Here is a 17,214-nt window from a genome sequence, read left to right as displayed (position 1 = left end):
ATGAGCCGCGGCATGCACAGCAGTGCCGCGCTGCAGCTGAGGGCCGATGGCGATATTGTCACAGGTCCGACGTTGCGTTTCCCTCGGGAATGACCAGTACAAAATCGTAGCCTTGAATCATGCCTTGGACACTGCTGTCTCCATTCGCCAGAGTTTTCGCCGATCCCAGCAAGGGACGCACATCGAACAATGACCATTCCTTATGCTCTTTCGCCGCGGCAAAGAAGGGCAATACGCCAGCCATGGAGGACTTGCTATCGACTTTTTCAATTTCTGTGGAGGCGGACGCGCGCCCAATGCCTGCAAATTGCGCCTGCTGACCTTTGAGAGCCAGCACCAGCACATGCAGTGATTTTTGTCCGCGGCCTTCCGCATATTCAGCCAAATAATTGCCGATCTCCCGGCTACCGGCACCAAGCGGGTTATAGCCTCGGAAGACATGAATTGCACCGGCTTTCAGCAACATGCGCTGTGCAGGCGCATGCGTCAAATGGCTGGCCACATACTGTTTCATCAGCCTGGCACGTTGTGTATTCGACCCATATCCTTGTCCCGGAGTCATGTTTTTAGTATAAATGCTGCGGCTTTCAATCAATGAATTTAACATCGCCAAGGCGGGCATTTCCTTGGGGGCCGTGAGCAGCTTCTGCAGCGCGAATAATTCTTCCTCTTGGATTTTTACCATGAAGAGCTCTCTCGGGTCTCCGCTCTCCGACGCTCGGCGATAGTTGTCGCTTTCAAGCTTGCGGAAGGCCTCGATTTTTGATTTCGCCAAAGGATTAAGCGGTTGCTCAGCCATTTGGTCGAGCAAATATTTCGAAGCGCCCATGAGCTCCTGATCCATTCCCACCAATTGGAACGATGGCCCGGCAGCTTTGGCGATACGGGCCAGGAATTGCGCCTCAGCTTGCCACTTGTAAAAAGCAGTAGCGACCGGATATGTCTGGTTAAATGCGCCTATGCCGGCGACGCCAGTATTGGACTTCAACGCTTTTTCCAAGGCGCCGGCAACCGCCGGCCCATTTTCGACAATCAGCGTCGTAAATCCTTGATCTGCCAATGCTTCAAAATACGCCGCCGAAAAATTCGCAATTTCTGTAATCCCATGGTCCTCACCGATGAGTACGAATTGGCTTTCCAGGCCCGCATTTATTAATGGTGCCGCGCCGGAACCAACCATCTTTCCATGGTCGATTGCGATAGTCGTGCGAAGGGCAGCCAGGCGGTCCGGCAAAGAAAGCGGCTTATCCGCCGACAATACAGGCATGGCCAAACTGGCCAGCATGGTAAAAATAATCGTGGAACGAAGTTTTCGCATTATTTTTCTCAAAAGGGTGTTCTGGGCGGCGATTTCAGATTGGCGGCAAGGAGAAACTCGGCAATGCTACGGTAAATCAGGGGACGCGACAACTATCCTGATATAACAGGGAGTGAATGCAGGGAGTGAATGATTTTTTGTCGGCGCTCATTTGGCGAGAGGCTGCCGCCATTAAGGAGACAGAATGACCGTACTCAAGCGTAACAAGCGGGCCAGGCACAAGCCCGAAAGGCGTAAACCGGCTGACAGCCCGCTGGCCAGCTGCCGGAAACCCGAGGATATGAGCGGTGAAAACGGCCTGCTCAGGCAGCTCACCAGGAGTAGTGGTCAGGATAGTGGTTCATGGTGGTTGCTGTATAATGGGAGAAAAGTACCTAACTACCTGTTTTCACTGGATAAAGACCTCACTAATGCTTTCAACCGCAAATATTACGATGCAGTTTGGCGCCAAGCCATTGTTTGAGAATATCTCCGTCAAGTTCGGCGACGGCAACCGCTATGGTTTGATCGGCGCGAACGGCTGCGGCAAGTCGACGTTCATGAAGATCCTGGGCGGCGACCTGGACCCGTCGGGCGGCAACGTCATGCTCGATACCAACGAACGCCTGGGCAAGCTGCGCCAGGACCAGTTTGCCTTTGAAGACATGCGCGTCCTCGACGTCGTCATGATGGGCCACACGGAAATGTGGGCTGCCATCCAGCAGCGCGACGCGATCTACGCGAACCCGGAAGCGACCGACGACGACTACATGCAGGCCGCCGATCTGGAAGGCAAAGTCTCCGAATACGACGGCTACACGGCTGAATCGCGCGCCGGCGAACTGCTGCTGGGCGCCGGTGTCGCCATCGACCTGCATCAGGGCCCGATGAGCAATGTGTCGCCAGGCTGGAAGCTGCGCGTGCTGCTGGCGCAGGCGCTGTTCTCGAACCCGGACATCCTGCTGCTCGACGAGCCGACGAATAACCTGGACATCAACACGATTCGCTGGCTGGAAGACGTGCTCAACGAGCGCAATTCCACCATGATCATCATTTCCCATGATCGCCACTTCCTGAACCAGGTGTGCACCCACGTGGCCGACATGGACTACGGCACCCTGAAGATTTATCCGGGCAACTACGACGAATACATGTTCGCTTCGACCCAGGCGCGCAACCAGCAGCTGGCCAACAACGCGAAAGCGAAAGACAAGGTTGCTGAGCTGCAGGAATTCGTGCGCCGCTTCGCCGCGAACAAATCGAAGGCCCGCCAGGCAACATCGCGCGCCAAGCAGATCGAAAAGATCAAGGTCGACGACATCAAGCCATCGTCGCGCGCCTATCCGTTCGTACGTTTCGACGGCGAAAAGAAATTGCACCGCCTGGCCGTGGAAGTCGAAAACATCTCGAAAGGTTTCGATCGCCAGCTGTTCAAGAATTTCAGCATCATGGTCGAGGCGGGCGAGCGCATCGCCATCATCGGCGCCAACGGTGCCGGCAAGACCACCATGCTGCGTTGCATCGCGGGCGACATCGCCGGCCTGCAGCCTGACCAGGGTCGCGTGAAGTGGGCGGAAAACGCCAACGTCGGCTACATGCCGCAAGACCCGACGGAAGATTTCGCCAAAGACACGAACCTGACCGACTGGATCGGCCAGTGGACGAAAGAGGGCGACGACGACCAGGCCGTGCGTTCCATCCTGGGCCGCTTGCTGTTCGGCGGCGACGATGTCAAGAAGGCTGTCAAGGTACTGTCCGGTGGTGAAAAAGGCCGCATGATGTACGGCAAGCTGATGCTGGGCCGCCACAACGTGCTGATGCTCGATGAGCCGACCAACCACATGGACATGGAATCGATCGAATCGCTGAACATCGCGCTGGAAAAATACGCGGGCACCCTGATCTTCGTGTCGCATGACCGCGAATTCGTCTCTTCGCTGGCCAACCGCATCATCGAGATCAAGGAAGATGAAGTGGTCGATTACCGTGGCAACTACGAAGACTATTTGAAGAGCCAAGGTATTGATTAATTGCTGGAATAACGTTGCGTCGGATTACGCGCTGTGCGCTAATCCGACCTACGTCAGGGTGAGTTGCCCGGCTTGGTCGCGTAGGTCGGATTAGCGGGGCCGCCGAGGCGCAGCCTAATCCGACAATGCCGGCCAGTGAGGCCACCCAGCACCACACCGACGCGCCGCGGTCCTTTCGTTCCGGCGCACCTGCTTTATTGCAATCGTGCCGGTCTATCCCGTTTTTGTTTGACACAGCCATGCAAACTTTAGCCATCAAATCCGTCGAGTATGAACACCCACAAGACGGAGCCAGCTGCACTGCCCACGCCTGGGCACGCACGCCAGCGACGCCTTCCCCGGCTGAAAAAGCCGAAGTGATCACGCGCATCAAGCGCTTGCTGATCGAGCGCGAAGCCGTGCTCGTTGCCCACTATTACGTTGATGCCGACCTGCAAGACCTGGCGGAAGCCACGGGCGGCTGCGTCTCCGATTCCCTGGAAATGGCCCGCTTCGGGCGCGACCATCCGGCCAAGACCCTGGTCGTGGCCGGTGTGCGTTTCATGGGGGAAACGGCGAAAATCCTCAGTCCCGAAAAAACGGTATTGATGCCCGACCTCGACGCGACCTGTTCGCTCGATCTCGGCTGCCCGGTGGACGAATTCACGGCCTTTTGCGATGCCCATCCGGATCGCACCGTCGTCGTCTACGCCAATACCAGCGCGGCCGTCAAGGCGCGCGCGGACTGGATGGTGACGTCGTCCATCGGCCTCGACATCGTTGCCCACCTGCATGCGCAGGGCAAGAAAATCCTGTGGGCACCCGACAAGCACCTGGGCTCGTATATCCAGAAGCAAACGGGCGCCGACATGCTGCTGTGGCAGGGCAGCTGCCTCGTGCACGACGAATTCAAGGGCATCGAACTCGATTTGCTCAAGGAAGAGTATCCGCAAGCCAAAGTACTCGTGCATCCGGAGTCGCCCGCGAATGTGGTGGCGCTGGCCGACATGGTGGGTTCCACGTCGCAAATGATTGCGGCAGCGCAAACCATGGACACGGACACTTTTATTGTCGCCACCGACAACGGCATCCTGCACAAGATGCGTGCGGCCGCGCCGGGCAAGCGTTTCATCGAAGCGCCCACGGCCGGCAACAGCGCCACCTGCAAAAGCTGCGCGCATTGCCCGTGGATGGCCATGAATGGCTTGCTGAACCTGGCGCAGACGCTGGAAAACATGCACAACGAAATCCACGTCGATCCTGCCGTCGGCCAACTGGCCGTGCGCTCGATCAACCGCATGCTCGATTTTGCCGCCGCCAAGAAGGCGGGCCTCAAGCCAGGCGCGGACCTGGCAAAAGAAACCACATTGTTCCAAGGAATCGGTCCAGCATGAGTACCCTCGTTAATTCTTTCGCCCCTTTCGATCCCGCCCTGGCGCGCGCATTCGAAGGCAATTTGCTGGCCGCCTTGCTGGAAGACGTGGGCCAGTGCGACCTGACGGGCGAGCTGGTGCCGCCTGACCACATCGTCACGGCCCGTGTCATCGTGCGCGAAGCAGCCGTGCTGTGCGGCGCGCCTTGGTTCGAAGGCATCATGAAAAGCCTGGACCGCAGCATCGACATCGTTTGGCATTACGCCGAAGGCGACATGATGACGCCCGACAGCGTCGTCTGCACCATCGAAGCGCCTGCGCGCGCCTTGCTCACGGCCGAGCGCAGCGCCCTCAATTTCCTGCAACTGCTGTCGGCCGTGGCCACGGCCACGCGCCAGTATGTCGACGTGATCGCCGGCACCAAGGCGTCCATTTTAGATACGCGCAAGACCTTGCCCGGCCTGCGCCTGGCGCAAAAGTATGCGGTGCGCGTCGGTGGCGGCAAGAACCAGCGCCTGGCCCTGTACGACGGCATCCTGATCAAGGAAAACCATATCGCGGCCGCGGGCGGCGTCAGCCAGGCCCTGGAAAACGCGCGCAATCTCGACGCGGGCGTGCCCGTGCAGATCGAGGTGGAAACCCTGGCGCAATTGCAGGAAGCGCTGGATGCGGGCGCCGTCTCCGTCTTGCTCGATAACTTCAGCAACGACATGATGCGCGAGGCCGTGGCCATCACCAAAGGCCGCGCCTTGCTGGAAGCGTCCGGCGGCATCAATTTCGATACCGTGCGCGCCATTGCCGAAACGGGCGTGGACCGCATCTCGATCGGCAGCCTGACCAAGGATGTGCGGGCCACCGATTACTCCTTGCGCATCGTCGGCTGATGAGAAGAGCAGGGCGGCGCCTGCTGGCTCTGGCGCTGCTGGCGCCTGCGCTGGCTGTGCCATCGCAGGCGCCAGCCCGGGAATTGCTGGCCGTGGGGGCGCAGTTCGAGCGCGTGTTCGAGTACCAAGATAGCGGTGAATATGGCGGCCTGGGCGCGGAATTGCTGCGCCTGATGGCGGCGCGCACGGGTAACACCGTGCGTTTTCGCATGGTGCCGTGGGCGCGCGCGCAAGCCATGCTGGTGCAAGGCCAGGCCGATATCCTGATCGGCCCCTACAAGACGCCCGAGCGTATCGCCAGCATGGCGTTTTCCGACAAGCCGTTCTACCAGGACCAGATGGTCTTCTATACGCGCCAGGATGCCAGCTTCGGCTGGGATGGCGACTACGCGGCGCTGAAGAACCGCCGGGTGGTGCTGCTCAATGGCTGGGCCTATGGCGCAGACTGGGAGCGCGTGCGGCCCGGCTTGCAGGTCAGCGTGGCCAACAATGTGGAAAATGGCTTGAAGATGCTGGTGCACAACCACGTCGACGTGTTTGTCAGCAACCGCCGCAACACCGATCCCGTGATTGCCCGTCTCGGCTATGGACGCCAGGTGAAACCCCTGCCCAAAGTCATCGAACTGCAAAACGGCTATTTCGCCTTCCCCCGCTCGCCCACCTTCGACAAGCTGCGCCTGCAGTTCGACCAGGAGCTGAATAACCTGATCGAGACGGGCGAGCTGAAAAGACTGGGCAAGCGCTACGACGTCACCGTGCCCTGATGAATACGCATGCCGGCCCCCAGGGCGGCATGCGTGGTGCCACTACAGCTGGCGTGCCTCGAACGTATTGCACTGGGAAATCTGGCCGCTTTCGATGCCCTTGGTAAACCAGCGCACGCGCTGCTCCGAGGTGCCATGCGTAAACGAGTCCGGCACGACATGGCCTTGCGACTGGCGCTGCAGCGCATCGTCGCCGATGGCCGTGGCCGCTTTCAGGGCCGCTTCCACGTCGCCCTGTTCCAGGATCTTGCGGTCGGCGTTCGCGTGATACGCCCACACGCCGGCAAAGCAATCGGCCTGCAATTCCAGGCGCACGGACATGGCGTTGGCCTGGCGTTCCGATTGCGTGCGGCGCGCCTTGTCGACCTTCTCGGACAAGCCCAGCAGGTTTTGCACGTGGTGGCCCACTTCATGGGCGATCACATACGCTTCGGCGAATTCACCCGACACCTTGAAGCGCTGCTGCATCAGATTGAAGAAATCGAGATCCAGGTAGACTTTCTGGTCGCCGGGGCAGTAGAAGGGACCGCTGGCGCTCTGGCCCGTGCCGCAAGCGGTTGGCGTGCTGCCGGAAAACAGCACCAGCTTGGGTTTCACATAGCTGCCGCCCTCGGCCTTGAACAGGGCGCCCCACGTGTCTTCCGTATCGGCCAGCACGGTTTTCACGAAGCGGGCCATCTCGTCCGATTCGGGCGGCTGGCGCGCCGGTGCCTGGCTTTGCTGGGTGCTGACCTGGCCGCCACCGCCGCTGAGCAGATTCAGCAAGGTCAAGGGATTGACGCCCAGCACATACGAGCCGACGAGGGCGATGACGATGGTGCCGATGCCGATCGAGCGCCCGCCAAAACCAAAGCCGCCACCGCCGCCCCCGCCACCGTCTTCGCCACGGCGATCTTCCACATTGTCGCTTTCGCGATTGCCTTCCCATTTCATGATATCTACTCCTGCTGCGATTTGCGATTGATTGGTGACGCCGCAAGATGTCTCTTGCGGTGAATCTGATAACGAATCTTACAATTATCGCAGCAAACCGCGCCGCGACAGGAGCGACAGTGTTACGCTTTGCAACTTTCCAACCACATCACAACAGGTGCATGCATGGCGCTTGCCAACGATACACTCATTTCGGCCACGGCGGTGGTCCAGGCACAACTGGATGCCTATAACGCACACGACGTGCCGGCCTTGCTGGCCATCTATGCCGATGACGCGCAGCAATTCCAGCACCCCGATACCTTGCTGGCTCAGGGCAGCGCGCAGATCGGTCCCCGTTTCACGGCCCGCTTCGCCGCCAGCAAACCGCATGCGCAGTTGCTGAACCGCATCGCCTGCGGCAAGCTGGTGATCGACCATGAAATCGTCCATGGCGACACGGATGATGGCATATCGGCCCAGGAACTGGTGGCGACGTATGAAGTGACGCACGGTCGCATCAGCCGTGCCTGGTTCAGCTTTGGCGCGTTGACGCGCCTGCGCGTGGCGCAGCCGGCCGATGTGCCGCAAATGAATGCGCTGATCGCCCGTTCCGGCGTGGAACTGAGCGCGGGGTTTTATACGCAGGAACAGGCCGAGTCCGTGACGCGCCACGTGTTCGGCGTCGATACGCAACTCGTTGCTGACCGGACGTATTTCGTGATCGAACGCGATGGCGCCATGCTGGCCTGCGGCGGATGGAGCCAGCGCGCCACCCTGTATGGCGCCGACCGCGCCAAGAGCGGGCCGGACCCGCTGCTCGATCCGGCCAGCCAGCCGGGCCGCATCCGCGCTTTTTTTGTGGAACCCGCGGCCGCGCGCCAGGGCCTGGGCAGCATGCTGATGCGCCATTGCGAGCGCCAGGCGCTGGCCGCCGGCTTTACCGCCCTAGAACTGGCCGCCACCTTGCCCGGCGTGCCGCTGTACCTGGCCAGCGGCTTTGCCGTCACGGAAGAGTTTCACCTGGACTTGCCCGATGACATCAAGCTGCCGCTGGCGCGCATGCACAAGCGGCTGTGATGCGGCGCTTTACCACGGCAGCGGCGCTTGCTCTCCGTTGGCGTGTTCGCCGTAGTACAGCGACGGCAGGAAACGCGACAGATAGGTAAATTCGCTGTAGCAATGGCGCAGCAAGTTCAGGCCCAGCACGTCGGGCACGTCGCGCACGGGGTTGAGGCTGTTGCGCCCCAGCAGGAAGCGGCTGCGCAGCACGCAGCCCGTGGGCGTATCGCGCGCCAGGTGCAGCATTTCGCCATCGAGCGGATCGCCGTACGGGTCAAGCACGACGTAATCGCCAAAGCCGATGCGCGCGCAGACGGCGGCCGACAGGGCGCCGCTGTCCTGTGCGCGGCGCAGTTGCTCCGCATCGAACACCTCTTTCGGATCATGGAACTTCAGCTTGGCTTTCACGGGCGGAATGTCGCCCAGGGATTCCACTGCCTCGATCGAGGCACCGTAGTAACTCTCTCCCTTTTTCCATGCGCCGTTCCAGCCGTGATGGGCCACGTGATCGTGCGGGTGCCACCACTTGATATGCTGCGTCGTCTCGAAAAACGTAAACCACCAGTCCAGCATGCGTCCGCTGCAGCCGTGCAGCTCGGTGCGCGCCGCCACCAGCAGGCAACCGTCTTGCAGGCGCGTGATGCCCGTTTCCAGGTGCAGGGGAAATGGGTCGAGCAAGTCGCCCGTGTCGGTGATGTTCCATGGGAATTGAATATGCTGCGTCATGTCATTCTCCGTTGTTTGGGTAAAACAATTATATATTAAAGAAACGTATAGCGTTTCCAAAATTGGATTCAGTGTAGAATCGCCTATCGATCAAGCTTGGAGCGGGCATGCGGGAAGATGAGAGCAAGGCTGTGCGTGGACGGGGCCGTCCGGCGCGCCCGCCGGAGGAAGCGCGCGAGGCGGCCGTGCAGGCCGCCACCTGGCTGCTGCTGCACGAAGGCTATGCGGCCACGACCATGGAAGCGGTGGCGCGCCACGCAGGGATGGCAAAGAAGTCACTGTATCAATATGCGGCCAACCGCGAGGAACTCGTCGCCCTGGTGGTGCGCGGATGGACGGATGCCTTCCTGCCGGCCATGGCGCAGGATGCGGCCGCGCCTGGCGAAGTGCTGCCCTTATTGAAAGAGATCTTGCAGGCGATGGCGGCGCGCGTGCTGACGGCGGACGCCGTGGGCCTGTTCCGTTTGCTGTGCACGGAGTTTCCCGCCCGCGCCGATCTGCTGGCCGTGTATCAGCGCAACGGCATCGAGCGGGGCACGGCCCTGCTGGCCGAGTGGCTGCGGCGCCAGGCTGCGCGCGGCCATCTGGTGCTGCACGATGGTCAGGAACTGGCCGGATTGCTGCTGGCCATGGTGATCGCTGAGCCGCTGCGGCAGATGGCGCTGGACTTGCTGGCGCCCGTGCCGTCCTGGGATGCGGCGCCGCGCATCGACGCCGCGCTGCGCCTGCTGGGCGGCTCGGCCTTCAGCGTGGCTGGTGCTTCAGCGCTTCGCGGCGGCTGAGGGGAGAGAGCAGCTGGCGGTGCGCGTTGGCAAACGCTGTCACCGCCTCGGGCGCGTGGCGCGCGTAATCGCGCAAGGCCCAGCCGATGGCCTTGCGGATGAAAAACTCGTTTTCGTGGGCCAGCGCCAGCGCCGCGTCAAATAGCCAGGCCGCATCCGTGTTGGCGCGCCAGCCCAGCTGGTGCAGCATGGCGATGCGGCGCAGCCAGAAATCGTCATGGCGCAAGGCCGCGTCCATGTGCGCATGGCCATCGCCGCCGCGCCCGTGCTCCGCCTGCAGCACGTCGCCGACAATGCCCGCCATGCCGTCCACGCTGTCCCACCATGCGCGCTGGCGCGCCAGGCCGAGCAGGGCGGGGATGTGCTCGGTGCCCAGCTGGCGCCAGTGCAGGGCCAGCATGTCGAGCGCCACGTGCTGGTATTCGCGTTCCGGCTGCTGCCACAGCCGTTGCGCGTGATCCAGCAGCGTTGCGGGATCGATGCCCTTCAAACCCGCCAGCAAGCCCTTGGCGGCCATCCGCCGCTGCGGTGCGGCCACGCCCAGGAAGATGAACTGCTCGCGCATGTAGGCCTGCATGGGTGCCGCACGGCCCGGTTCAGCGGCCGCTTCCAGCGCGGCCTTCAGTTCTGCATGTAAATCCATCGCATCTCGCTTTTCTCAGGCGTAAAAAAAGCGCTCCGTGGAGCGCTTTATACCCGGGCAGAATGCCCGATAAAACCGTAGCGAGCGGAAGTGAATTGTGGCCGGGAAGCGCAACCGTACGAAGGTACGGTGAGCATCGCAGGCCGCAAGTCACGACGCGCAGTAGGTTTGATCGGGTATTCTTATTGGATTTTGGCTTTCTTCATCAGTTCGTCGCGGTAGGCGGCGAGTTTCTTCTGTTGCAGCGACTCGGCCACTTGACCCTTGACTTCTTCCAGTGCCGGCAACTTCGTCGGACGGGTTTCTTCCAGCTTGATCACGTGGAAGCCGAATTGCGATTGCACTGGCGTTTGCGTGACCTGGCCTGGTTTCAGGGCAACCATGGCGTCGGAGAATGGCTTCACGTACGAAGCTGGGCTAGCCCAGTCCAGGTCGCCGCCATTGGCTGCGGAACCGTCTTTCGATACTTTGGCCAGTTCTTCGAACTTGGCGCCGCCTTTCAGCTTGGCGATGATATCTTTCGCTTCGGCTTCGGTGGCGACCAGGATGTGGCGTGCATGGTATTCCTTGTCGCCCGCTTGTGCCTTGAACTTGTCGTACTCGGCCTTGATTTCAGCGTCCTTGACGGGGTTTTTCTTGACGTAGTCGGCCAGCAGGGCGTTGATGATGATGCTTTGACGGGCATTGTCGATCTGCGACTTGACTTCCGGACGCGTGCCGTAGCCTTGCTTGTCGGCTTCCTGGATCAGCACTTCGCGGCCGATCAGGTCTTTCTTGATGGCTTCGCGCAATTGCGGCGAATCAGCTTGCTTGCCTTGGGCGACGACTTGTTTGACGACCTGGTCAACGCGCGACGATGGGATGGCCTTGCCATTCACGGTGGCCACGTTTTGCGCGAACGCAGGGATCGCTACAACGGCGACCAGGGCTAAGATCAGGCGGGCTGGCTTCAAAATCATGTTCATTCCTAATAAATTTACAAAAACTGATACAAGAGATCGCGACTGCCGTGCAGTTCGCGTTCAGGCGCAGAATACACGACCGGCGCCGAAAAGGGCGCCGGGGAGGTCAGTTCTTATTGAACTTTCGCTTTTTTGATCATTTCTTCCTGATACGCTTGCAATTTCTTTTGCTGCAGCGCTTCGGCGATCTGTGGCTTGACTTCTTCCAGGGTAGGCAGTTTTGCCGCGCGGGTGTCGTCCAGCTTGATCACGTGGAAGCCGTTAGGCGTTTGCACCGGGGTGTCGGTAACCTGGCCTTTTTGCAGTTTCACGAAGGCGTCGGAGAACACTTTTGGGAAGGACGATGGCGCTGCCCAGTCCAGGTCGCCGCCGTTGTCGGCCGAACCGCTATCTTTCGATTGCTTGGCCAGGTCTTCGAACTTGGCGCCGCCTTTCAGCTTGGCGATGATGTCTTTCGCTTCAGCTTCAGTGCCCACCAGGATGTGGCGCACGTGGTATTCCTTGTCGCCGGTCTGGGCCACGAAGCGGTCGTATTCCGCCTTGATTTCAGCGTCGTTGACGGGATTCTTTTTCAGGTAGTCGCCGACCAGGGCGTTGATGACGATGGCCTGGCGTGCGTTCTCGATTTGCTGCTTGACGGCTGCATCTTTACCGAAACCTTTGTTTTCCGCTTCTTGCATCAGCACTTCACGGCCGATCAAGTCCTTCTTGATCATTTCGCGCAGTTGCGGCGAATCCGGTTGCTGGCCTTGGGCGACGACTTGCTTGACGACTGCATCAACGCGCGACGATGGGATAGGCTTGCCATTAACAACGGCAACATTTTGCGCAAAAACAGGTACCGCGACAACGGCGAGTAGTGCGATCAGCAAGCGGGCTGGCTTAAAAGTCATTATTAAATCCTGTTAGGGAAAGTTTCGTAAAAAACGCATGGAAAGAAAACGCGTGCATGGCGCTTGCAGCAAACGGCATACCAAGTTGCCCCGGTACGCCAAAAACGCCATCCTTACACTACTTCGGATGGCGCCAGTGCCACAATCGCCAATGCATGTATCTCATTATGCATCATATCGTGCACGGAATCATACACCAGTCGATGGCGCATGACGAGCCTGAGCCCCTCAAATTGACTAGAAATAATCCGCAGATTGTAATGGCCTCCGCCGGAGGCGGCGCCCGCATGGCCCCGGTGGCGTGCCGAGTCGTCTTCCAGTACGCATTCCAGAGGGGAAAGTGCCGTTTCCAGGCGGGTGCGAATGCGCTGCATGCGCGTTTCCGGCGCGGTGTTTTCGGTGGTGGAGCTCATCATGCGTCTTCCTTGATATGTTTGGCCAGGAACAGGGTTTGCGCCACGATGAAGGCAAAGAAGATGCCCGTCGCGCCAAACGCCTTGAAGCTGACCCAGGCGGCCATGTCGCCCTTGTACAGCACGAAGGCGACGAACAGGTTCAGTGCGCCAATGGCACCAAAGAAAATGATCCATGCGGCCAGCAACTGGTTCCAGACGGCATCAGGCAACTGCACTTGCGCTTCCATGGTCTTGCGGATCAGGTTTTTCTTGAAACCCACGTAGGCGATCAGGAGGGCCAGGCCGGACAGCCAGTAGATCAGGGTCGGCTTCCATTTCAGGAAGAAATCGTCATGCAGGTAAATGCTGGCGCCGCCGAACACGACAAAGATGAACAGCGACAGCCACAGCATGCCGTCCACCTTGCGCCCGCGCAGCAGCAGATAGCTGACCTGGCAAGCCGTGGCGACGATGCCGACGAGGGTGGCAAGTATCCATGGCGCCTGGTCGGCCTTGATCAGGCCGCCAGACACGAAGCCGGACAAATATTGCTGCACGAAATCGTGCGTGGCCGCTTCATACATGCCGCCCAGTTTAAAAGCGGCAAAGAAGGCGATCAGGGGGAATAGGTCGAATAGAAATTTCATGGCGAGACTTTACACTGGTCTTATTAGAATCATCTTAGGAATGGCTTAGGAGCAACGCCCAAGCCATTGCCAGATCAAGGCTGCGGATCGAAGCGCAAGGAAGCCGAATTGATGCAATAGCGCAAGCCGGTCGGCGGCGGCCCGTCCGGGAAGACGTGGCCCAGGTGGGCGTCGCAGACGGCGCAGACGATTTCCGTGCGCAGCATGCCGTGGCTGCGGTCGACGATTTCCGTCACATTCGCCGGGTCGAGCGCCTGGAAATAGCTGGGCCAGCCGCAGCCCGAGTCGAACTTGGTGTCCGAGGCAAACAAGGGCGTGTTGCAGCAGACGCAGGTGTAGACGCCGTGTTCATGGTGGTCCCAGAACTTGCCCGTGAAGGCCCGTTCCGTGGCCGCGTGGCGCGTGACTTCGTATTGCATCGAGTCGAGCATGGCGCGCCATTCGGCGTCGGTTTTTTTGACTTTATTGGTATTGGTGGTCATAATGACTCCTCAGGATTGAGTCAACTTGACTTTCAAGGTGGCTGGCCCTAGTCGGGCGGCAGGGCCGCATAGTGCTGGTGTTTCGGGCTGTTTCGTCAAATTGGCCTTTTTTGCAAAACTTCCAGCAATTTCGCCACTTCCGTGTAGTCCTGCTGCTGGGCTTTCTCGATGGCCACTTGCGCCAGGTAGTTGCGCAGCACGTATTTCGGGTTAACCTGGTTCATTGCCGCTTGCCGTTCGGCATCAACGCTGTGCTCCTGCAGCAGGCGCGCGCGGTACGCCGCTGCCCACGTATCGAAGGCGGGGCGGTCGATGAACATGTCGCGCAGCACGGTGTCGTGCTCGGGAGCGGCTATTTTCAGTGTCGCCAGCGCGCGGAAAAAGTTGGTGAAATCCACGTGGTTGGCTTGCATCAGGGCAAACATGCCGTCGAACAGTTGCGTATCGTCGTCGTGTTGCGTGCGCAAACCCAGCTTGGCGCGCAGCAAGGCATTCATCTTCTCCGCAAACGCGGGCTGGTAGCTGTCCAGCGCCGCCTGCGCCTCGGCCACTTCACCGATCAGCGGCAGCAGGGCCTGGCCCAGCGCATAGCAGTTCCAGTGGCCCACCTGCGGCTGGTTGGCGTAGGAATAGCGGCCCTGCTGGTCCGTATGGTTGCAGATGTGCTCGGCATCGAACGCCTCCATGAAGCCGAAGGGGCCGTAATCGAGCGTCAAGCCCAGGATCGACATATTGTCCGTGTTCATGACGCCATGCATGAAGCCCACGGCTTGCCATTGCGCAATCATGTGCGCCGTGCGCACGCAGACTTCGGCCAGCAAGGCTTGATATGGATTTGATGCAGCGCGCAAATGGGGATAAAAACCGTCGATGATGTAATCGGCAAGGATTTTCAGTTCTTGCGGCTTCTTGCGGTAAAACCAGTGTTCAAACGAGCCGAAGCGCACAAAACTGGGGGCCATGCGCGTCACGACGGCTGCAGTCTCGACGGTTTCGCGCATGATGCCTTGCTGCGAACCCATGATGGAGAGCGCGCGCGAGGTGGGAATGCCCAGCGCCGCCATGGCTTCCGAGCACAGGAATTCGCGGATGGACGAGCGCAGCACGGCGCGGCCGTCGCCCATGCGCGAATACGGCGTGGCGCCGGCGCCTTTCAGCTGCAGTTCCATCGGACCGTGTTCGGTGGCGATGTCGCCCAGCAGGATGGCGCGGCCATCGCCCAGCTGGCCAGCCCAGACGCCGAACTGGTGGCCCGAATACACGGCCGACAGGGGAATCGAGCGCTCGGCAACCGTGTTGCCGCTCAGCAGCTCCACGTAATCGGGCCCGGCCAGGCGCGCCGCATCGAGGCCGACCAGGCTGGCGGCCGGCGCGCTGGCGGCCACGAAATATGGGGCGGGCAGGGGCGTGGGCATCAAGCGCGTATAGAACGCGGGCGGCAAGGCCGCAAAGGCATTATCCAGTGGTAAGGTATGAGCGGTGATGGCAATTCCAGTCAGTAAGATGGACCGGCAAGGTGCGCCAGCCTAGAATGCGATTTTACCGCACAGCGCCAGGGCGCGTGGCGGGCGCTGGCGTGGGGAGCAATACGGCAAAAAACGGAATCAAAAATTCCATGCTGCAATGCAATATCGAAATGCGTTGACGATTTCCGCACGACCGTACGAAACTAAGGAAAATCTTTAACTTCCAACAATAACCGAGTATCCAAACCAGGAGACACGATGTCGGCATTTCCCTTGAGTCCAGTGATGGGCCAGATGATGAATCAGCCCCTGCTGATTTCCAGCATTATCGAGTTTGCAGCGCGTCATTATGGCTGCGGCGAAATCGTGTCGCGCCGGGTGGAAGGCGATCTGCACCGTTATACCTACCGCGATTGCCACCAGCGCACGCGGCGCCTGGCGAATGCCTTGCACGGCCTGGGTATAGGCATGGGCGACCGGGTCGCCACCCTCGCCTGGAATGGCTACCGCCACCTGGAAGCGTACTATGCCGTGTCCGGCTCCGGCGCCGTGCTGCACACCATCAATCCGCGTTTGTTTCCCGAGCAGATCGCCTACATCTCGAACCATGCGGAAGACCAGGTGCTGCTGTTCGACCTGACCTTCCTGCCCGTGGTGGAAAAGATCGCCGCCGACTGCACCTTCGTGCGCCATTTCGTGCTGATGTGCGACCGCGACCGCATGCCCGCCAGCAGCAGCATTCCCGACCTGCTGTGCTATGAAGACCTGATCGACACGCATTCCGACGAGTATACCTGGCCCGTGTTCGATGAAAACTCGGCCGCCGCCCTGTGCTATACCTCGGGCACGACGGGCAACCCCAAGGGCGCCCTGTATTCGCACCGCTCGACCGTGCTGCACGCGTATGCTTCGGCCATGCCCAGCGCACTGAACGTGCGCGCCACCGACACGGTCCTGCCCGTCGTGCCCATGTTCCACGTGAACGCCTGGGGCTTGCCGTATTCCGTGCTGCTGTCTGGCGCGCGCATGGTGTTTCCCGGCGCGGCGCTGGACGGCAAGTCGCTGTACGAACTGTTCGAATCGGAAAAAGTGACCTTCTCGGCCGGCGTGCCCACGGTCTGGCTGGGCCTGCTGAACTATGCCTTGCAGAATGACCTGAAATTTTCCACCTTCCGCCGCACGGTGATCGGCGGCGCCGCGTGCCCGCCAGCCATGATGGATACCCTGATCGACAAGTTCGACGTGGAAGTCATCCATGGCTGGGGCATGACGGAAATGTCGCCGTTGGGCACCACGGGCGGCTTGCAGACCAAGCACCTGGCCATGGACAAGGAAGCGCAGCGCGATATCCTGCACAAGCAGGGCCATGCCATTTACGGCGTGGACATGAAGATCGTCGATGACGATGGCAAGGAATTGCCGTGGGATGGCGTGGCGTACGGCCATTTGCTGGTGAAAGGGCCATGGATCATTTCCGCGTACTACAAGAACGAGGGCGGCGAGGTGCTGCAGGATGGCTGGTTCCCCACGGGCGACGTGGCCACCATCGATGCGGATGGCTACATGCAGATCACGGACCGCAGCAAGGACGTGATCAAGTCGGGTGGCGAATGGATCGGCACCATCGACCTGGAAAACCTTGCCATGGCGCACCCGGCCGTGCTGCAGGCGGCCTGCATCGGCGTGTTCCACCCGAAATGGGACGAGCGTCCCGTGCTCGTCGTGGTGCTACGCCCCGGCATGACGGTCACGCGCGAAGCGCTGTTGCACTTTTTTGAAGGCAAGATCGCCAAGTGGTGGACGCCCGACGACGTGCTGTTCATCGACGCCTTGCCCATGGGCGCCACGGGCAAGATCCAGAAGAACAAGCTGCGTGACCAGTTCAAGGGGCACAAGCTGCCGGGCTTGTAAAAAAAC

Annotated in this window: 17 protein-coding genes and 1 pseudogene; 8 read left to right on the top strand and 10 right to left on the bottom strand. The window is 60.3% G+C overall.

The genetic code is table 11. From position 1 onward, the window contains the following. Nucleotides 1–58: 58 nt before the first annotated feature. A complete protein-coding gene (locus tag JAB1_RS10050; RefSeq protein WP_070279701.1) occupies nucleotides 59–1,318 on the bottom strand; it encodes a hypothetical protein in 1,260 nt (419 codons plus the stop codon). Between the two features lie 184 nt (nucleotides 1,319–1,502). On the opposite strand from JAB1_RS10050, the gene JAB1_RS29535 reads away from it, so the two are divergent. From JAB1_RS29535 to JAB1_RS10030, 5 genes are all read left to right on the top strand, one after another. After that, entirely contained in the window at nucleotides 1,503–1,781 is a 279-nt protein-coding gene (locus JAB1_RS29535) for a hypothetical protein (protein ID WP_139144508.1), read from the top strand. Next, nucleotides 1,729–3,327 carry an ABC-F family ATPase gene (locus tag JAB1_RS10045; RefSeq protein WP_034784627.1) on the top strand — a complete coding sequence of 533 codons (1,599 nt, stop codon included), beginning with the start codon at nucleotides 1,729–1,731 and terminating at the stop codon, nucleotides 3,325–3,327. Before JAB1_RS29535 ends, JAB1_RS10045 begins: the two co-directional genes overlap by 53 nt. Nucleotides 3,328–3,566: 239 nt before the next feature. Beyond that, on the top strand, nucleotides 3,567–4,700 hold the full coding sequence (gene nadA / locus JAB1_RS10040) for a quinolinate synthase NadA (protein WP_070279903.1): 1,134 nt from the start codon (nucleotides 3,567–3,569) through the stop codon (nucleotides 4,698–4,700). Continuing rightward, nucleotides 4,697–5,563, top strand: coding sequence for a carboxylating nicotinate-nucleotide diphosphorylase (gene nadC / locus JAB1_RS10035; RefSeq protein ID WP_070279699.1), 867 nt, complete (start codon nucleotides 4,697–4,699; stop codon nucleotides 5,561–5,563). Before nadA ends, nadC begins: the two co-directional genes overlap by 4 nt. Continuing rightward, nucleotides 5,563–6,327 carry a transporter substrate-binding domain-containing protein gene (locus tag JAB1_RS10030; protein WP_070279697.1) on the top strand — a complete coding sequence of 255 codons (765 nt, stop codon included), beginning with the start codon at nucleotides 5,563–5,565 and terminating at the stop codon, nucleotides 6,325–6,327. Before nadC ends, JAB1_RS10030 begins: the two co-directional genes overlap by 1 nt. 42 nt (nucleotides 6,328–6,369) lie before the next feature. On the opposite strand, the gene JAB1_RS10025 is transcribed toward JAB1_RS10030, so the two are convergent. Next, the gene (locus JAB1_RS10025; RefSeq protein WP_034784624.1) at nucleotides 6,370–7,260 is read right to left on the bottom strand and encodes a neutral zinc metallopeptidase; all 891 of its coding nucleotides are present in this window, start codon (nucleotides 7,258–7,260) and stop codon (nucleotides 6,370–6,372) included. A 165-nt stretch (nucleotides 7,261–7,425) separates the two neighbouring features. Here JAB1_RS10025 and JAB1_RS30260 point away from each other — a divergent pair, with 165 nt between their 5' ends. After that, nucleotides 7,426–8,319 carry a GNAT family N-acetyltransferase gene (locus JAB1_RS30260; protein ID WP_080753572.1) on the top strand — a complete coding sequence of 298 codons (894 nt, stop codon included), beginning with the start codon at nucleotides 7,426–7,428 and terminating at the stop codon, nucleotides 8,317–8,319. Nucleotides 8,320–8,328: 9 nt separating this feature from the next. Here the strand turns inward: JAB1_RS30260 and JAB1_RS10015 are convergent, their stop codons facing one another. Beyond that, nucleotides 8,329–9,027 carry a hypothetical protein gene (locus JAB1_RS10015; protein WP_034784623.1) on the bottom strand — a complete coding sequence of 233 codons (699 nt, stop codon included), beginning with the start codon at nucleotides 9,025–9,027 and terminating at the stop codon, nucleotides 8,329–8,331. A gap of 107 nt (nucleotides 9,028–9,134) precedes the next feature. Between JAB1_RS10015 and JAB1_RS10010 the strand changes: the two genes are divergently transcribed. Further along, nucleotides 9,135–9,809: a TetR/AcrR family transcriptional regulator gene (locus tag JAB1_RS10010; protein WP_034784622.1), complete on the top strand. Its 675-nt coding sequence runs from the start codon at nucleotides 9,135–9,137 to the stop codon at nucleotides 9,807–9,809. Here the strand turns inward: JAB1_RS10010 and JAB1_RS10005 are convergent. From JAB1_RS10005 to JAB1_RS09975, 7 genes and pseudogenes are all read right to left on the bottom strand, one after another. Beyond that, the gene (locus tag JAB1_RS10005) at nucleotides 9,772–10,452 is read right to left on the bottom strand and encodes a DNA alkylation repair protein (RefSeq protein ID WP_070279695.1); all 681 of its coding nucleotides are present in this window, start codon (nucleotides 10,450–10,452) and stop codon (nucleotides 9,772–9,774) included. The two genes, JAB1_RS10010 and JAB1_RS10005, sit on opposite strands and share 38 nt — an antisense overlap. Before the next feature lie 182 nt (nucleotides 10,453–10,634). After that, nucleotides 10,635–11,411, bottom strand: a complete 777-nt coding sequence (locus JAB1_RS10000; protein ID WP_034756072.1) for a peptidylprolyl isomerase — start codon at nucleotides 11,409–11,411, stop codon at nucleotides 10,635–10,637. A gap of 116 nt (nucleotides 11,412–11,527) precedes the next feature. Beyond that, nucleotides 11,528–12,307: a peptidyl-prolyl cis-trans isomerase gene (locus JAB1_RS09995; protein WP_034784620.1), complete on the bottom strand. Its 780-nt coding sequence runs from the start codon at nucleotides 12,305–12,307 to the stop codon at nucleotides 11,528–11,530. 113 nt (nucleotides 12,308–12,420) lie between these two features. Beyond that, complete coding sequence (locus JAB1_RS09990; RefSeq protein WP_225317325.1) at nucleotides 12,421–12,723, bottom strand: BolA family protein; 303 nt, start codon at nucleotides 12,721–12,723, stop codon at nucleotides 12,421–12,423. Next, a complete protein-coding gene (locus tag JAB1_RS09985; RefSeq protein WP_034784619.1) occupies nucleotides 12,720–13,349 on the bottom strand; it encodes a septation protein A in 630 nt (209 codons plus the stop codon). Before JAB1_RS09985 ends, JAB1_RS09990 begins: the two co-directional genes overlap by 4 nt. Before the next feature lie 74 nt (nucleotides 13,350–13,423). Continuing rightward, nucleotides 13,424–13,831: a peptide-methionine (R)-S-oxide reductase MsrB gene (gene msrB, locus JAB1_RS09980; protein WP_070279693.1), complete on the bottom strand. Its 408-nt coding sequence runs from the start codon at nucleotides 13,829–13,831 to the stop codon at nucleotides 13,424–13,426. Further along, a pseudogene (locus JAB1_RS09975) lies at nucleotides 13,812–15,246 on the bottom strand (YdiU family protein). The gene msrB and the pseudogene JAB1_RS09975 overlap by 20 nt, the downstream one beginning before the upstream one ends. 309 nt (nucleotides 15,247–15,555) lie before the next feature. On the opposite strand from JAB1_RS09975, the gene JAB1_RS09970 reads away from it, so the two are divergent. After that, nucleotides 15,556–17,208 carry a 3-(methylthio)propionyl-CoA ligase gene (locus tag JAB1_RS09970; RefSeq protein ID WP_070279691.1) on the top strand — a complete coding sequence of 551 codons (1,653 nt, stop codon included), beginning with the start codon at nucleotides 15,556–15,558 and terminating at the stop codon, nucleotides 17,206–17,208. The last annotated feature ends 6 nt before the right edge of the window (nucleotides 17,209–17,214 follow it).

The sequence above is a fragment of the Janthinobacterium sp. MP5059B genome (assembly GCF_001758645.1).
Lineage (GTDB): Bacteria > Pseudomonadota > Gammaproteobacteria > Burkholderiales > Burkholderiaceae_D > Janthinobacterium > Janthinobacterium lividum.
The sequence above is the reverse complement of the archived record's forward strand: the minus strand, read 5'-3'. Positions and strand labels throughout refer to the sequence as shown.

What these genes read in the sequence shown, in the direction of transcription:
- JAB1_RS10050 (WP_070279701.1), bottom strand. Translation starts at nt 1,318, where the DNA reads ATGCGAAAACTTCGTTCCACGATTATTTTTACCATGCTGGCCAGTTTG.
- JAB1_RS29535 (WP_139144508.1), top strand. Translation starts at nt 1,503, where the DNA reads ATGACCGTACTCAAGCGTAACAAGCGGGCCAGGCACAAGCCCGAAAGG.
- JAB1_RS10045 (WP_034784627.1), top strand. Translation starts at nt 1,729, where the DNA reads ATGCTTTCAACCGCAAATATTACGATGCAGTTTGGCGCCAAGCCATTG.
- nadA (WP_070279903.1), top strand. Translation starts at nt 3,567, where the DNA reads ATGCAAACTTTAGCCATCAAATCCGTCGAGTATGAACACCCACAAGAC.
- nadC (WP_070279699.1), top strand. Translation starts at nt 4,697, where the DNA reads ATGAGTACCCTCGTTAATTCTTTCGCCCCTTTCGATCCCGCCCTGGCG.
- JAB1_RS10030 (WP_070279697.1), top strand. Translation starts at nt 5,563, where the DNA reads ATGAGAAGAGCAGGGCGGCGCCTGCTGGCTCTGGCGCTGCTGGCGCCT.
- JAB1_RS10025 (WP_034784624.1), bottom strand. Translation starts at nt 7,260, where the DNA reads ATGAAATGGGAAGGCAATCGCGAAAGCGACAATGTGGAAGATCGCCGT.
- JAB1_RS30260 (WP_080753572.1), top strand. Translation starts at nt 7,426, where the DNA reads ATGGCGCTTGCCAACGATACACTCATTTCGGCCACGGCGGTGGTCCAG.
- JAB1_RS10015 (WP_034784623.1), bottom strand. Translation starts at nt 9,027, where the DNA reads ATGACGCAGCATATTCAATTCCCATGGAACATCACCGACACGGGCGAC.
- JAB1_RS10010 (WP_034784622.1), top strand. Translation starts at nt 9,135, where the DNA reads ATGCGGGAAGATGAGAGCAAGGCTGTGCGTGGACGGGGCCGTCCGGCG.
- JAB1_RS10005 (WP_070279695.1), bottom strand. Translation starts at nt 10,452, where the DNA reads ATGGATTTACATGCAGAACTGAAGGCCGCGCTGGAAGCGGCCGCTGAA.
- JAB1_RS10000 (WP_034756072.1), bottom strand. Translation starts at nt 11,411, where the DNA reads ATGATTTTGAAGCCAGCCCGCCTGATCTTAGCCCTGGTCGCCGTTGTA.
- JAB1_RS09995 (WP_034784620.1), bottom strand. Translation starts at nt 12,307, where the DNA reads ATGACTTTTAAGCCAGCCCGCTTGCTGATCGCACTACTCGCCGTTGTC.
- JAB1_RS09990 (WP_225317325.1), bottom strand. Translation starts at nt 12,723, where the DNA reads ATGATGAGCTCCACCACCGAAAACACCGCGCCGGAAACGCGCATGCAG.
- JAB1_RS09985 (WP_034784619.1), bottom strand. Translation starts at nt 13,349, where the DNA reads ATGAAATTTCTATTCGACCTATTCCCCCTGATCGCCTTCTTTGCCGCT.
- msrB (WP_070279693.1), bottom strand. Translation starts at nt 13,831, where the DNA reads ATGACCACCAATACCAATAAAGTCAAAAAAACCGACGCCGAATGGCGC.
- JAB1_RS09970 (WP_070279691.1), top strand. Translation starts at nt 15,556, where the DNA reads ATGTCGGCATTTCCCTTGAGTCCAGTGATGGGCCAGATGATGAATCAG.